11 protein-coding genes are annotated in these 15,271 nt (G+C 61.7%); 7 read left to right on the forward strand and 4 right to left on the reverse strand.

Annotated elements, in window-relative coordinates; genetic code table 11:
• Positions 1-1,054: 1,054 nt before the first annotated feature.
• Positions 1,055-2,992 carry an ATP-binding protein gene (locus HZR20_RS08970; protein ID WP_181686245.1) on the reverse strand — a complete coding sequence of 646 codons (1,938 nt, stop codon included), beginning with the start codon at positions 2,990-2,992 and terminating at the stop codon, positions 1,055-1,057.
• A 317-nt stretch (positions 2,993-3,309) separates the two neighbouring features.
• Between HZR20_RS08970 and amrB the strand changes: the two genes are divergently transcribed.
• Positions 3,310-4,137 (forward strand): AmmeMemoRadiSam system protein B, encoded by an 828-nt coding sequence (amrB, locus tag HZR20_RS08975; RefSeq protein WP_181686246.1) that lies wholly within the window; start codon positions 3,310-3,312, stop codon positions 4,135-4,137.
• A gap of 14 nt (positions 4,138-4,151) precedes the next feature.
• Here the strand turns inward: amrB and HZR20_RS08980 are convergent, their stop codons facing one another.
• Positions 4,152-5,405, reverse strand: a complete 1,254-nt coding sequence (locus tag HZR20_RS08980; RefSeq protein WP_181686247.1) for a tRNA (N(6)-L-threonylcarbamoyladenosine(37)-C(2))-methylthiotransferase — start codon at positions 5,403-5,405, stop codon at positions 4,152-4,154.
• A gap of 155 nt (positions 5,406-5,560) precedes the next feature.
• On the opposite strand from HZR20_RS08980, the gene HZR20_RS08985 reads away from it, so the two are divergent.
• The 3 genes from HZR20_RS08985 (at position 5,561) to HZR20_RS08995 (ending at position 10,087) form a co-directional block, all read left to right on the forward strand.
• Positions 5,561-7,447, forward strand: coding sequence for a hypothetical protein (locus HZR20_RS08985; protein WP_181686248.1), 1,887 nt, complete (start codon positions 5,561-5,563; stop codon positions 7,445-7,447).
• Between the two features lie 192 nt (positions 7,448-7,639).
• Entirely contained in the window at positions 7,640-8,500 is an 861-nt protein-coding gene (locus HZR20_RS08990) for a DUF63 family protein (RefSeq protein WP_181686249.1), read from the forward strand.
• Between the two features lie 81 nt (positions 8,501-8,581).
• Complete coding sequence (locus HZR20_RS08995) at positions 8,582-10,087, forward strand: HPP family protein (protein ID WP_181686250.1); 1,506 nt, start codon at positions 8,582-8,584, stop codon at positions 10,085-10,087.
• Between the two features lie 25 nt (positions 10,088-10,112).
• Here HZR20_RS08995 and HZR20_RS09000 read toward each other — a convergent pair whose 3' ends face one another.
• The gene (locus HZR20_RS09000) at positions 10,113-11,279 is read right to left on the reverse strand and encodes an NAD-binding protein (protein WP_181686251.1); all 1,167 of its coding nucleotides are present in this window, start codon (positions 11,277-11,279) and stop codon (positions 10,113-10,115) included.
• Between the two features lie 86 nt (positions 11,280-11,365).
• Here HZR20_RS09000 and HZR20_RS09005 point away from each other — a divergent pair, with 86 nt between their 5' ends.
• From HZR20_RS09005 to HZR20_RS09015, 3 genes are read left to right on the forward strand one after another with little or no spacing between them, the layout of a single operon-like run.
• Positions 11,366-12,601, forward strand: coding sequence for a potassium channel family protein (locus tag HZR20_RS09005; RefSeq protein ID WP_181686252.1), 1,236 nt, complete (start codon positions 11,366-11,368; stop codon positions 12,599-12,601).
• Positions 12,598-13,872 carry a TrkA C-terminal domain-containing protein gene (locus HZR20_RS09010; protein WP_258560406.1) on the forward strand — a complete coding sequence of 425 codons (1,275 nt, stop codon included), beginning with the start codon at positions 12,598-12,600 and terminating at the stop codon, positions 13,870-13,872. The genes HZR20_RS09005 and HZR20_RS09010 overlap by 4 nt, the downstream gene beginning before the upstream one ends.
• A 46-nt stretch (positions 13,873-13,918) precedes the next feature.
• Complete coding sequence (locus HZR20_RS09015) at positions 13,919-14,200, forward strand: ubiquitin-like small modifier protein 1 (protein WP_181686253.1); 282 nt, start codon at positions 13,919-13,921, stop codon at positions 14,198-14,200.
• Positions 14,201-14,268: 68 nt separating this feature from the next.
• On the opposite strand, the gene HZR20_RS09020 is transcribed toward HZR20_RS09015, so the two are convergent.
• The gene (locus tag HZR20_RS09020) at positions 14,269-15,255 is read right to left on the reverse strand and encodes a hypothetical protein (protein ID WP_181686254.1); all 987 of its coding nucleotides are present in this window, start codon (positions 15,253-15,255) and stop codon (positions 14,269-14,271) included.
• Positions 15,256-15,271: the final 16 nt, after the last annotated feature.

Consider the following 15,271-nt stretch of genomic DNA (forward strand, 5'->3'; position numbering starts at 1 on the left):
CCGTGGTCTTGCCTACGGAAAGGCTCGTCGTACGTGTTTTCGAGGGGCGGTCGCTTTGTTTTCACACTTCCAGCGCCTTCACAGCCTCGCTGTGGGGACACCACGTACCGTCTCCTGGATATACATTTTGCGTGCTTTGAGCCTTCGAGCCCTGTCGTCTCTATTCTAGATGGGCCACCGATCATGGCATTGGCTTCGCTGACCAGTGAGTCCACCGCTCGCCGCGAGTCCATTCGCGACCACGGCCCGCTCAACTCACCGTCGCCCAACTTTCGCCAAATGGGAAGATTGACGCTCGACCTTCCCAAAAGTGCTGACTGCGTTGCCACGCACCGCGTCATGTTGTCTCATCTGGAGATAGCTACCGAGACGTGGGCTTGACTTTCCCATGCGCGTTATCTGCGCGGTATCACGAGTCGATCCGTGCTTCCACAAGCGAGGGATGCAACCAGGACTGTTGTTCCATTGTGATCACGTAAATCATATACCGATATATCGACTAGGATGGCACAAGTTGTGGGTGGGAGCCAAGAACTGGTGGAGTAGGTTGGGGAGAGAAGACAAAGAGGAGGTAGCGAGACGCAGTGACAGCGAACCGTACGTTGATCCGTTCGGTGAAGCTGTGATGGACTTCTCCGGTGAAGACCTGATCGAGACGTTTGCTGAGGAGTTCTTCAGTAAGGTGCCCCCGAGTGACGTTATTTCGGGATATTGTTCCGTGAGATTGCAGATCACGATGGTTGCGTATGGGCGGTCGCACGATTCATCGGACGAGCGAAGCGAGTCCGGCTCTTGCATCCCTATTTTTGCCGCGAGAAGCACCCGCAGCGACGGAGTGAGCTACTGCCTATCTTGCCAAAGCAAAGCGTGGGTGAAACAGAACGTCGACTCGCGACTCGGTCCATAGAGACAACTGCCCCCACGCTGCGAATTCTATTCTCGGAACCAGTCCGCAATAATTCGATTCACACGTCATGTGGGTGACGGGATCGTGAGCGTTTCGTGTCGTTTGCAACTCAACGAGGGGGCTCTCTGGAAGTACTGGAAAACTGAACTACAAGGGAGAGTCACTATCGATTCGTCGGACAGTAACATCTTCAAACGTGGCTGTGGTGGCTCGCCGGGCGACGGTACTGCAGGTTACCAATCCGACCAATACCTCCTCTGGCAGTGGGACTTGCCGCTGATCGATTTGATCCCAAGTGGTCCCGTCCCGTGATACCGAGCAGGTGAGCAAGTCCCCGTCCCGATCGATTCGGTACCACCCGTAGTCGTCGTTGGCCTCTTCGAGGTGCTGGGATGTCGTTGCGGTTCCCGGTCGATCACACCAGAGCAGTTCAGTTCCGTGTTCGGCTGTCCGGCCGATAAATCCGTGCAGCGAGTTTTCATCGAGAGAGTCACGGATCATGACGCCGCACTTGCTGTACGGGCTGACAGACTCGATATCGGCGACGTGGGCTTGGATTCGAACGTCATCACCAACCCGCCGAAAGACGAACTGAAACTCGTTTTGCGGGCCCCAGATATCCGCCCCTGCGCCCGTGATCGACCATGTTTGGGCATTTGGATCGAATATCGCGTCACCCGCGGTGACTGGGTTACCAACATCAGTCGCATCGATAAGTGAAAGATGTTCACCAGTCTGGACGCTCCGACCAGGCTCGTTCACCGAGAGGACATTCGTAATTTCGAATCGTGCGCCGCCGTCGCGACCCTCACAGGCTTCGATGGTCCAATCGTGGGAATCAACGACGTCTTGGACCATCGCGAGACCGATGCCGCTCCCGTCATCGGCCGTCGTGTGTCCGTGTTCGAAGATGGTATCCCGATCGTCCGGCGGTATCCCAGGCCCGTCATCTTCGACAAAAAATCCGGCATTGAGCGGACCGATTGTCACAGTCACGTCAGAGCCACCGTGGGCGATTGCGTTTCGGAGTAGATTTTCTAGCAGTGGACGAAACTCTCCTTTGGCCGCATTGATATACATGTTTTCGCCCAGTTCGATTTCGATCGTGGCCTCACGTGTCTCGAGTTTCTCCCAGATCGTCCGGATGGTTTCGACGATCGGAACTTCGTGGAGCCTCAGCTGGTCTTCACGCTCCCGGCGAGCGAGAATTTTGATGTCGTCGATCATGCGATCCATGCGGTCGAGGGCCCCTCGAATCTCATCGAAACTCTCTTCGTGGCCGTCTCGCGCCAGGTCGAGGTGACCACTAGCGACCTGTAACGGGCCTTTGAGATCGTGTGCGATATAGTCCGAGAACGCTTCGAGCCGGCTGGATTGTGCGGCTAGCTGTTGTTCTAACCCAACCCTGTCAGTGACTTGCTGGGAGAAGCCCACGAGTCCGCGTAGATCACCCGTTTCGTCCCGCCAGGGAAGCTTCGTGAATTCGATCCAGAACGGCGTTTCGTCGCCGTACTGTTTGATCTCTTGATGGATCGGGTCACCCGAAAGGACCCGCATATCGTCGGCATACCACTGCTCGCCGAGATTGAATCGCCCGTCGTGCAGTTCACGGTCCGTCTTCCCACGTGCCTCCTGGTCGCTTGGCCCAGCCAGCCCGGAGAACAACTGCAGAAAGCGAGCTTGCTCGTCTTTGACCATGACCGTGTATTCGAGGTTCTCGAACAGTGTCTCGATAGCGTCTGTCTGTAGAGTCTCTTCGAGGGACTGTAATTGTGCTTCAACCTGCTTGCGGACCACCTCAGGAAGAGTCTCCCGGTGGGACGGCGGAACGACTGCGGTGACGGGGCCGCCCGTCGCTGCTACCAGTTCAGGCTCGACGGTCTCCGCGTTGATAACGACTGGTGGCTCCACTGCACTCTCCGCGAGTTCACGAGCAACAGTAACGCCACATGACGCCGGTAACTCTTGGCTCGCTACGACACAGCAGACGGATTCGTCGACGGCCTGACGTGCCTCGCGGCCGGTCTCAACGTGTTTAACTCGATAGAAATTGTCATCCGGTGAGAGCACCTGAGCAGCTGACATCGCCCCAGCAGTTGTGCCGACGACTAAGACGATGGGGTCTTCGTTCAAATAGTGATACGCGAACTCCACAGTGCCCCCACGTTCCTCGTCAGGCCACGTTAATCCTCCCCAACGTGTAGCGTCTCATGAAATATGGTATGTAGGTCCAATCAAGTCCCACCGAACTCCCGGACAACGAGATAACAGGGGTGACCGCCTCCACGCCCAGGCGGGATGAGAACGGCCACAACCATTGAACAGGAGGCATCCTAACACCCAGATATGGACACACAGTCAGGATTGCAGGCGGCTGTAGATCGGGTTCGGTGGGGTGTATAATGACTAACATACGAGAGCCGACAGTCGCTGGCCGGTTCTATGCCAGTCAGGCCGGGGCAGTACAGGAACAAATACTCGCCTGCTACGACCACGAAATCGGCCCAGCGTCGGGTCTATCAGTATCAGCGGGGACACCGAATGTCAACGGATTTGTTACGCCCCACGCCGGGCTGCCCTTTTCGGGCCCTGTCGCTGCCCATACCTACGCCACCCTTGGTAACGGAGGCACGCCGGACACGGCCGTCGTCATCGGCCCGAATCACACCGGGATCGGCGCAAACGTCGCGATCCCAGGGCACGACGCCTGGCAAACGCCACTGGGCACAGTCCCGATCGACGGGGCACTTCGCGAGCGGCTCGTCGAGACGACTGACGCGACGGTCGATGACCGAGCACACGCCCGGGAGCACGCTGCGGAAGTGCAACTCCCATTCCTTCAGGAGTTGTACGACTCTATCTCAGTCCTCCCGATTAGCCTCCGGCAACAGGACGGAGCCACGGCCCGAGAACTGGGGAGTGCACTGGCCGAGTCGATCACCAAACGAACGGTCGTACTCGCATCATCCGATTTCACGCACTACGAACCACATGACGTCGCGATGGCACGTGACGAGCTAGCGTTGAATCCTATCCGCGATCACGATCCAGAAGGACTGATCGAGACAGTTGAACGCGAAGCCCTCTCTGTGTGTGGGTATGGTGCGATCGCGGCGATGCTTTATGCCGTCGAGGGATGTGTCGATGTCCTCGCTCACGCGAGTAGCGGAGAGACCGCCGGCTCGAAAGCAGAGGTCGTCGGATACGGAGCCGTCGCAGTCGAGTCCTGAGCGGCCCTCGCGGTCTACACTGCCTCGCCGAGCGCGTATACCGTATTGTGGCCGGTGATTTCGACGTTGACAAAATCACCGAGCGAAAGCCCCATTGATTCCGCCTTTGGGACCGCGACCTGCCGGTGGGCTTCGTCGTAACCAACCAGTGAGTCCTCAGTTCCGTCTTCGACAAGGAGGACCTCCCGTTGCTCGCCGACCATCGCCTCGTGGGCCGCGCCCACGACGTCCATTTTCACCTCGGTCATGGCCTTCGATCGCTCTTTCTTTATTGTGCCACCAAGTCCATCGAGGTCGGCGGCATCAGTCCCTGGCCGCTTTGAGAAGCGCGTGATGTTGAGTTTCTCAGGCTCGACCGACTGGAGGAGATCCAGACTCGCCTGGAAGTCCTCGTCGCTCTCGGTCGGGAAGCCGACGATGAAGTCAGTCGCAAGCGTCCAGTAGTCTAGTTGTTCGTCGAACGCCGCGACGATCTCCTCGAACTGCGGACGGCGATGTCGGCGTCGCATATCTTCGAGGACCTCGTCGCTGCCCGATTGAACGGGCGCGTGCAGGAAGTTGTACAGCTCGTCGTACTCGGCGAAGACGGAAGCGAGTTCTTGGGCCATGCCGTAGACACCTTTCGGGTTCGCCATGCCGACCCGGACACGGAAGTCGCCGGGCAATTCACAGATCCGCGCAAGGAGTTCTGGGAGTTTCCGTTCACCGTCCTCCAATCCGTAGACACCGGTGTCCTGACCTGTGATCCGGAGTTCCCGCGCACCCGACTCGAGGAGGTGTCTGGCCTTCTCGACGTTGTGGGAAACGGGCGGCGAATCGATCGTCCCGGTCGCGTGTTTCGTGATGCAATAGGAACAATCCGAGAGACAGCCACGAGCGATCGGGAGAATGCCCGTCACGCCGTCTACGAGCACGTCAGTGTCGGGTGTCGTTGTCGGACATTCGCCGTTGCGGACGTACTCGGGGACGTCGTCCCAGTGGAGGACCTCCGCATCGATGCCGGCATCCCGAAAGACGGTCTCCTGGGCAAGGGCCATACAGCCCGTAATGACGAGATCCGCGGGCGTCTGGCCGTCGAGTTCTTCGGCCCGCCGGAGCATGTTACGTTCCGTTTTTTCGACGACGGTACAGGTGTTGAGGATCGCGACATCCGCGCGAGCTGGATCGTCGACCGGATGATGGCCCCCGTCGCGGAGCGACCGTTCGATCGCCTGGCTCTCGCCGCGGTTTGACGTACAGCCGTACGTTTCGATGTGATATCGGGCCATCCGCTATCCATGTCTTCGGGCACGTGAACAAAAGGGCGACGCATCGGAGATGTCTCAGTTGCCAATGCAGCCCGTCTATAGCCGGAATTGCGGCAATAGCGTCCGCAATCATTTCTCATAAGAGTTAACTATCGGTCGCCAAATTATCCACCTGCATGTCACGATTGCAGCGAGCCGTCCTGGTTGTAGTCCTCCTTGGGTTGGTGGGGAGTTCGACAGTTGGGGCGATCGCATACGCAGGAGATGTCGAACCGACAGCAAACGAGACGAGTGGTGCCCAAGAAGCGTACGTCACCGACGACGGAGACGTGATGCTCGTCTTCGAAGAGGGTGATTCGGCGCCGGGGAGCGGCCACGTCGGTATGAACGTCGCGGAGGGCCTCGCCTATGGAATCTACGAGAGGGCGGGCGTAGAATCAAACGTTACAGGATCGTTGACGATGGCTGCCAATCGCTCGCGGATAAACGGGTCGGGAACGGTCTCCGCTCCGCGACCGGATGCCATCGAGCATCTAGAAGTCGACGTCCAGAGCCGCCAGACCGAAACCGTCGCCAAGAGCGACGCCACAGTGAATGCAACGGTGGTCCTCCCGGACGATAGCAAGATGCTCGTCGCCATCTTCAGTCAGGCACAGACGAGTGGTGAAATCCACACGAGTGGGACGCGACTCTCGACTGCGGGGACAGCAAACCTGTCGATGATGCTCCCCGGTATATCGTCAACGAGTGTCGAATATCGGTTACGTGCCACCGGAGACGGCCACGAACTTGCGGTCGCCCGAGAGAGTCACGTCTCTGGACGGAACGCCGATCGGTGGGCGACCCGCGAGCGGGCTGCCGACCGACTTCGTCAACAGTTCGAGGGCGTTTCGCCGACGGGCGAGACATCGAGTGCGGTCTCCCTCGATACCTATTCCTTCGAGCGAACAAACGATGGGGCAACCCTGGATCTGGAATACACGGTCGAGATCGAAGGCCTCAACGAGATGCTACAACGGGCCGTCACACAAGGATTGGCTTCCCAGACTGGGAGCGCCGATGAGGCCTTCGGGCCGACCACTGACGAAATTAGCGATAGCCTGGCGAACGTTTCGATCGATCGAGCCGTCGTCACCGCCCAACTAGGCTCGGGCGGTGGCAATGCGAGCTGGAACCTGACGGTCGACAACTACGACGGTCTCGCACGGGCGTATTTCACGGCCATGGAGGCGTCCGCCGAGGGGAACGTAACTGACCGTATCGACAACTTCCGCTCGCAACTCAACGCCATGGAAGCCGCGGACTTCTCGCAGACCATTTCGTGGAACAGTACTGTCCAGTCGACAGACGAGGGGGCGCTCGATCTCGACCTCGACGCCAAGACGAGAACGACCAACTGGGAGGCGTTTGTCACCGAGCGCGCAGACCGTAATCTACCGCCGATCGGTACCCAGCGCTTTTCGCTCGATATTGTGGCGACTGACGACCGGATCGACGGGAATGGCTCGTTCTGGGTCCAGCAGGCGGGCCTCTATAACCGGACGATCGACAACTATCAGCAGTCGATGGCACAGTCGCCGATGGCCCCCGTCGAGTGGCTCAGCGACCTTGAGGAAGCCGGGTTTCAGGGGGCACGCCTCGACGCGTCGGTGAACCAATCGACTGCCGTTCTCGAAGGCGGTATGGCGTTCGAGAACCTCTCGGCGATCACGAGTCAGGTCGAGAAGGAAACAGTCAACGGGACCATCGAGCAGGCATACCTCGAACAGACAGACAACGGGACGACAGCCTATCTCCGGATAGCCGACGCCGTCGATAGTGCGTCAAACGAGTCCACGGTTCGCCAGTTGGAGATGGTTTCTCAGGAAACGACTGTTCACTCACCGGACGAATGGGACCAAGAGTCGGCGTCGTTCCCGACGATGGACACCGAATCAGTACGTTCCTACGTGCCCAATGCCACAGCCACGGAGTCAGGCGGGCTCTCGATGCCGTTGCTGGGCGGTGGCGCCGGTGTCGCAGTGCTGACAGTCGGCGCAGTCGTCTACGTCCGGCGACGCTGAGTGTCCATCCGGGCTGGCTGGCCGCTGTCGACAGCTACGTTCGCCTCGCCATATCACCAAAAATTGGCTCAAACCGTCGTTCAGGAACGATCCGATACAAAACAACGAGCAATGCGTGGCCAGTGTGGTTCCGTGGCGGTCACGTATCGAGGAGATCGGAACGTTTTCTAAATAGGCAAAAAGATATGACATATGCCGCTATTGCCAAGCGGACTCGTCGTGCCGGATCTTCCGTATCTCCTCGGGCTCGGGTTGGGCGGGTTGCTGACAACGGTGTTTCTCGTGGGGATCGAACCACCCGTGACGAAAGGGCACGTGATCGCGTTCGTGCCTTGGATCGCAGTCGGGGGTATCAGTCACGCGTTGTATCAACTTTCGGTGCCACCGACGGTAACCAGTCCGCCGGGGTTGTACCCGGAGTGGGTCGCTCCACTGTTCTCGGCGCCAGCAGTGTACGTGACGGTCTACGTCCTCATTGGCGGGGTCTGGCTCGTCTTGGTCATGATTGGGGCTTTGAGCGGCCGTATCGACCGTGTCGGCACGTACTTGGGTGCCGTTGGAACTGGTGTGTTGCTCGTCTTCCTTGGGGCGATCGTCTGGCAAGGGCTTGGTGACGCCCTCGACTTTTCGCCCCTGTGGCCCATTGTGGGGTTCATCATTGCCGTGCCGCTGTCCGGTATCACGTATGCACTGATCAGCCTTCGGTGGACGACTCAGGCCGCGCGTGCGGGGCTGGCCGGTGGGAGTGTCGTCTTCGCACATGCCTTCGACGGGGTGACGACAGCGATCGGCGCAGATGTCTTGAGTGTGACCGAGCGCAGTCCCCTTCCCGAGGCAATCATGGACTTTGCGGCGTCGTTGCCGACGGCGGCATATCTGGGCTCAGGCTGGCTGTTCGTCGTCGTGAAACTTCTGGTGGCTGGCCTCGTCGTCGTCGCGGTCGCTGATATGCTCGATGAACATCCCGTACAGGGGAGTCTACTGTTGGTATTCGTTGCGGCGGTCGGCCTCGGCCCCGCAGCGAATAACTTCGTCATTTTCACGCTCGGGTGAGCGAGGGCGGGCTGGATATCGCCCACCAGTGTAGAAACCAGACCTGTTATTGCTTTCCGGCCGTCTTATCGGCTTACATCGATGGCACGGTCAGTCGGTCCGACGGTCGATCGCGTCCGTCGTCGCCTCGATCACTGGTTCGTACGCGTTCGTCGCTGGATCGAGCACACGCAGAACTTGCTACACGTGACCATCCTGATCGGGATTCCGCTGTTGCTGGGAATCGTGACGGCGCTGTCGAACACGATCGATGCCCTCCCGTATCTCCTGTTTCCCCCGCTTGCCTCGGGATCGTATTCGCTGTTTGCCGATCCGGAAGGTGACGCAGCCTCGCCGCGGCGGTTCGTCGGCGGCCTGAGTGCCGGCGCACTGTGTGGCTGGCTCGCCGTCGAACTCGCTGCCAGGTACTGGTACGGGATTCCGGCTGGACAGTATCAGGTTCACGCTGGCGCGGTCGCATTCGGGCTATTTTTGACCGGCGCAGTGACGTGGGCACTGGACCTGCAGGAAGCGTCTGCGTTCTCCACAGCACTGCTCGTTCACGTGACGGGCGCGACCCAGTTCGGGTACGTCCTGAGCGTGTTCCTCTCGTCGCTGCTGGTTGCGGGTGTCTTTTTCGCCTGGCGTGAAGGTATCTACGAGAAGCGGGCGGAATTTCTCTACGAATCGATTCGCGGTGACGATCACGTCCTCGTTCCGATGCTGGGCGATCACGCCCCAGCGACAGCGATGTTGGCTGCTCGGCTCGCAGGTGCCCACGATGCCGGGAAAGTGGTCCTGGTGGATCTGGTCGACGACGAGGCCGTCGCCCGTGCTGAGCGTGACCTGCTCGATAGCGGGCAAGACAGTTCCTCCACAGAGACAGCACACGTCGATCGCAATCGGGAGACACGCAGCGAGGCGGGCCAGTTCGACGAGGCGACACTGGAAGAGTTCCCACAAAACGAGACGGTCGCTGCCGTCGCCGACCGGCTCGAAGCAACGGCCCATCGCATCGAGACGAAGGTCGGTGTCCCATCGGACGTGGTCGTGGCGGTCGATGGCGACACACCAGCGCGGACGATTCTCCAGGTGGCCGAGGAAGCCAACTGCGATCTGATCGCTGTCCCGTACGCCGAACAGTACGGGAGCCTGTCACCGACAATCCGACATCTGCTCGGTGGCGACGTCGACGTGATCGTCCACCGATCGCACGATGGCCGAACGCGCTGGCGGCGGATCATGGTTCCCGTGCGGAAGGCCGGCGGTGTCGCCCACAGCATGATCGACTTTGCAAAGCGGCTTGCCGGTGAGACAGGGCACGTTAGCGTCTGTCATTGTATCGACGACGACCGACAGCGACGGCGGGCCGAAGACATGCTCGCCGATCTAGTCGAGACAGTCTCCGGACGCGTCGAGACTCGCGTCGCAACCGCTGACATCCAGCGGTTTCTCGCAGACAACGCAGGTGGTTACGACCTCGTGATTATCGGTTCGAGTCAGGACCGAAGCACCCCTTCACGGATCGTCTCTCCACCGACCTTCGAGCGACTGGACGACGTCGAAGCTGACGTGGCTATTGTCGATCGCACGCTCGAGGGCTCCTGAGCACATACTCTGTGGAGTAGCGCAGTCAGATATCGTCTTCGTCTTCGACTTCGAGTAAGCGATCGGCGATCGCTTCCATTCCTTCCCCACCCATGGCCGACTGGACGAGGAGGTGCCCGCCGATGACGGCGGGGCTGATGACCGAATCCGCCCCAGCCCGGCGGAGCTTCTCCATGTTTTCCCGATCAGTGGCGGCCGCGACGATTCGCGCGTCCGGATTGAGTTGGCTGGCGGTCAAGATACCGAGTGCATCTTGGGCGTCGTCGTTGGTCGCCACCAGCACGGCACGGGCGCGATCGATCCCGGCGCGGTGGAGCGGTTCCTCGTCGCTTGGATCGCCGACGATGGCGTTGATATCGCGATTCCCGAGCCTCGTCGCCGCTTCCTCGTCGGGCGTGACGACGATAAACTCGGCCGTCGTCTGGAGTTCTTCGAGGATCGGTTCCGTGAGGTCGCCGTAGCCAAGCACGAGGACGTGGTCCTCGAGCTGGTCGAGTTGTGAACGGGTCATAGTGCCGAGTGCTGCCGCGAGTCGTGCCTGGATCAGCGGACCGATGAGCGATCCCAGGGCGAGGGCGAACGACGCCGTACCGAGAATGACGACCGACAGGGCGAACAGTCGAACTCCGTCGCCATTGGAGGGGATCGCGTCACCGTACCCCACTGTCGAGGCCGTCACGATCGTATAGTAGAGGGCGTCCGTCAGCGTTTGCACGCTCTGGAAGGAATCTCGGAGGGTGTAGGTTCCGATCGTGCCGTAGAATAGTGTGCCGACGAGGGCGGCTAACGCTGCGAGCTGTGCCGTCGAGAGATCGATCTTGCGGTCGAACCGGCGGTAGCTCAACAGGACCGTCGGCATCGAGAGTATCGACAGCGCGATCAACGGGAGGGAGACGACGTTCGTCTGGACGAGACCCTGGAGGGCCGTCACTGGCAAGAGGATGATCGTCGAGAACCACGCCGCCCGGAGTCGGCGACGGAGCGCGAATGCCGAACCGAGCATCAGAAAGCCCGTCAGCGCACCGGTAAACCCGGCTGTCCGTTGAATTGTCGGTGGAACGAACTGGGCAAGCGGCCCGGAGATGGACTCTGCCCCGACGTTGACCAGCCCAGTTGCGACCGAGAGCACGGCGACTGCAGCCGTCAGATAGATCGCCGGCCTGGGACCGAGCCAGTCCCGTAGCTCGTCCATACACAGAGGTCCGAATGGGAGTGAATAAAACCCATCGCCTGCGATTGCCGACACTGATTTGAGACTGGCCTGTCTCCTCTCACAACATGCCATCCTTGCCGGTCGCACTTCTTTTTGGAGTCTACCTGGGCATCCTCACGGGCATCATTCCAGCACTGGTGGCCTGGGTCCTCGGATTCGTGTTCAAGTACTTCACTGGCGTGACGCTCCCCGGGTTCGGGGTCGTGGTCCTCGGCGTCGCCCTGGCCGGGGTCAACGGCGGATTGCTCGCGCTGGCTGATCCATCGGTCACGCAGTCGGCAAACGCCCCGACAGTCATGACTGCGCTACTGGTGATCATGATGATGGTACTGTATGCCCACAGCAAGGGCGACCAACTCGGCGCGAGTACGCCCCGGCGGCTGTCGTTGCGGCGGTTAGGGGAACGGACGCTGTCCATCGATCTCGTCGAGGCCGTCGGCGGTGGCGACGAAGTTCGGGTCCGCGTGGCGGGGGAAATCGGCGACATCGAGGGCTACCCTCCGCTTCCTGACGATCTCCGCGCGGAGATCAGGGCCGGTGAGTGGACGTTGCCCGCCGATCTGGATCTCGACTCGATCGAACGACGGCTGGCCGAACGACTCCGTACCGAGTACGACCTTGGGGATGTCTCGGTCGCCGTCGACGAGCGCGGCCGAGCGACCGTCGCCGCGGCGCCGCCGTTCTCCGGACTCTCGAAACGCATCGAGGCCGGTCACCGGGCCGTCTCCGTCGACGCGCTCGTGCCGACCGGTCTCGCCCGCGGCGATGTCGTGACGGTGGATACAGCCGACACGCAGGTCCGGGGGACGGTGGTGAGCGCTCGGTCGACACCCCGGGAAACGCAGCCGGCTACGGAGCCGTCACCACGGAGCGAAGGGTCGGATACGGACGCGGAACCGAACCCAGCGGCTCGCGCAGTTCGCGCTCCGACCGCATCTGGCGGCGACGGCCAGGTCACGGTCGCGGTCGGTCGGACGGACGCCGAAGCGCTCCTTCGGTCCGAGCGGGCGACGATTATCGTCGAAGCCAGGGGGACGCGACGGGAGTACGCACTCATCTCGCTGTTGCGACGGGCCGGCAAGCGATTCCGTCGCGTGACCGTCCGGGCGGGCAGTGACCTCGACGGAGAACCGCTGGGTAGTGCCGCCGGGGACGCCTACGGCGTGGTCGTGCTCGCAGCGCGGGACGGCAGCGGGTGGCAGTTCAATCCGCGCGGGACACGGCCGCTCGAACCGGGGACTGAGTTGTACGCGGTCGGGTCCCGCGACGCGCTCGATTCGCTGATGGAGGCGGTAGCATGACCGTCCCGACTGCGGTCGTCCGAGCTGGTGAGACGGTCGGCCCGCTGCAACTGTCCGGAACGGTCGAGACAGTTTTGGACGGTGCGGCCCGGATCGGCGGGTTGACCGTTCTGGCCGCCGTGGTCGCCGGCGCGGTCGCCGTCGTCTATCGGTGGTACGCCCGCGAGCGAGTCTCGTTCCCGCCGGCCGTCCTGCTCGGGATCGCCGCCGTCGCGGTCTACCTCAACGCTACGACGGCACTCGGACAGGTTTTGGGCGGGGCCGGAGCACTGAGCGTCCGCGCGGCGGTGTTCAACGTGACCGCGCTGCTTGCGGGCACAGTCGCGGCGATGATCGGGGTGGCCCTGGGGGATCGCCTCGCCGGCACCGTCGTTGGCAGGGGCAAAACACATGCTGTCGACGGTTCGCTCGGCCGAGTCGTCAGGTCCGTCGGTCGCGTCATCACCGTCTATCTTCCTGACGAGATCGCCGACGTACCTGGATACGATCCGATCGACCCGGACACGAAAGCCGCCCTTGAGGGCAAGACCTTCGTCTTCCCGCGTGGCCTCACCGTCGTGGAATTGCGGGATCGACTCGCCCGCCGCCTGCGGGAGGATTACCGCGTCGGGCACGTCGACCTCGAGATCGACGGCGACGGGACCGTCACTCATCTGGGTGTCGGGAGTCGGGCTGCCGGCATCGGGCCGACGTTGCCACCCGAGAGCGCGGCGATGGCCGTCCGCGCCGATCCGGCCCACGCGGCCAATGCTGGCGATCTGGTGCAGGTCTGGTCGCGGGATCCGAGCGAACGGGTACTCAACGCCGAGGTCAGGGGGACGGCCGGCGAGGTCGTCACGCTGGCGATCGACGCCGCCGACGCCTCGAAACTCGACCCCAACGAGCGGTACAAGCTCGTGACCTTGCCTGTCGAACAGCGAGCCGATCGCGAACTGACAGAACTCCTGCGGGCGGCCGACGAGACACTGGGTGTCGTCGAACTCCCCGAGGGAAGTCCGCTCGTCGGCACACCGGTCGCAGCGCTGGACGTGACGGTGGTGGCGGTCCACGCCGGCGGTCCGGACGACCGGATCGAAGCCTTGCCCGGACAGGATCGGGTCCTTGCCGCTGGCGAATCGGTGTACGTGATCGCTCGACCGGACGTGATCCGGCGGCTCGAAACCGCTGCGGATGCGATAGCGGATCCCGGGGACTCCACAGATGGGACTCCGAGTGTCGATGCCGGAACAACTCCGACACGCGTCGGGGATGGACTGGACGGCGATTCCTGAGTGAACCCCGGAACGTTCTTTCCGTCCCAGTCCGCCAGGGACACACATGGACGTCACCTGGAAGCTCTTCGCGACGCTCGGCGAAGCGGCCGGCGACACGGAAGTTACCGTGACAGTCTCAGACGATGCGACAGTCGCTAAGGCCCTGGATTCACTCTTCGAGAAATACCCGGCTGTCGCCGAAGAAGCCCGTGCCGAGAACGGATCGATCTACGAGCACGTCAGGACACTGCACGAGGGAGAGGACGTCGAAAACCCACTCGATTCCGACCGCGGGGTGGCGGCGGGCGACGAACTCGCGCTGTTCCCGCCTGTCAGTGGTGGGTGAGTAAACGGGCCGTTGGAACCACTGGCGCTCCCGGCTGGTCCGATCGATCCGCCGGCTCAGTCAGGCGATCAGTTCGTCCATTCGACCGCCAGCGATGCCAATCGATCGAACCCGTACCAACCGAGGCCGCCGACCAGCAGCGGGACGGATCCGAGACCGAACTGCCAGACGATTCCCAGGACAGCGACGAGGGAAAACGATCCCGTGAGCAGAGCTGACAACGGGACCGCAGCTCCGACCATCACCACGATTGCACCACTGACTGTGAGCAGCCGCTGTGCGGGCGTCAAATCGAGCGACCGTAACGACGTGTCCTCCGCACCCCTTGTGGCGAATCCGAACGCGATCGCCCCGAACGCGAACAGGACCGATCCGGTCACCAGATAGAAGACGGCGACGATACCGCCCATCGCATCGCCGGCATACGTCTGGGTGGAGAGCTGCACATAGCCGAGGACACCGAGCCCCCCGACGATGGCACCGACGGCCGCGAGCAGGCCCCGTGGCAGCGTCCCGTATCGCCGTTCCGTCACGGACTGTATCGCATCCACGATTTTCACGCCGATGGAGACGAGGGGCTCAGTTCCGGCCCCTAGCGGTTTCGGCGTCGGAACGGCCAGACAGAGGCTACCGATCAGCAGGCCCAGGCCGAGTAGCGGCCCGATTGGAACAGTTCCCGTCCCGAACAGACCCACCAAAACGCTTTCGAGTCCGATCGCGGATGCCACGAGCGAAACCCCGATTCCCCCCAGCCAGACCGCACTGCCCGCGAGGGCTATCAGTCGAGTCCGCTTGACGGGCTCAGTGTTCGGTATCAGTGGGAACGCGTTGACCCCACCGCCCGCGACGCCCAAGCCGAGCAGCGCTGGTCCGAAATTCAGCACACCGATGAAGAGAAAACCCGGCATCACTCGCATGATTCCGGAGAGAATCAGCAACGGCTCGTAGATCCCCAGTGTCGCGAAGCCGAAAAATACGGCCTGGAATCCGGTCGCTATACTGCCGACGACAACACACCCGCCCGCCAGCCCCTGAGCGGTCGTCTCTCGGTCCACGTGTCGCCCCTCTCGA

Source organism: Halorhabdus salina, assembly GCF_013839425.1.
GTDB classification, from domain to species: domain Archaea; phylum Halobacteriota; class Halobacteria; order Halobacteriales; family Haloarculaceae; genus Halorhabdus; species Halorhabdus salina.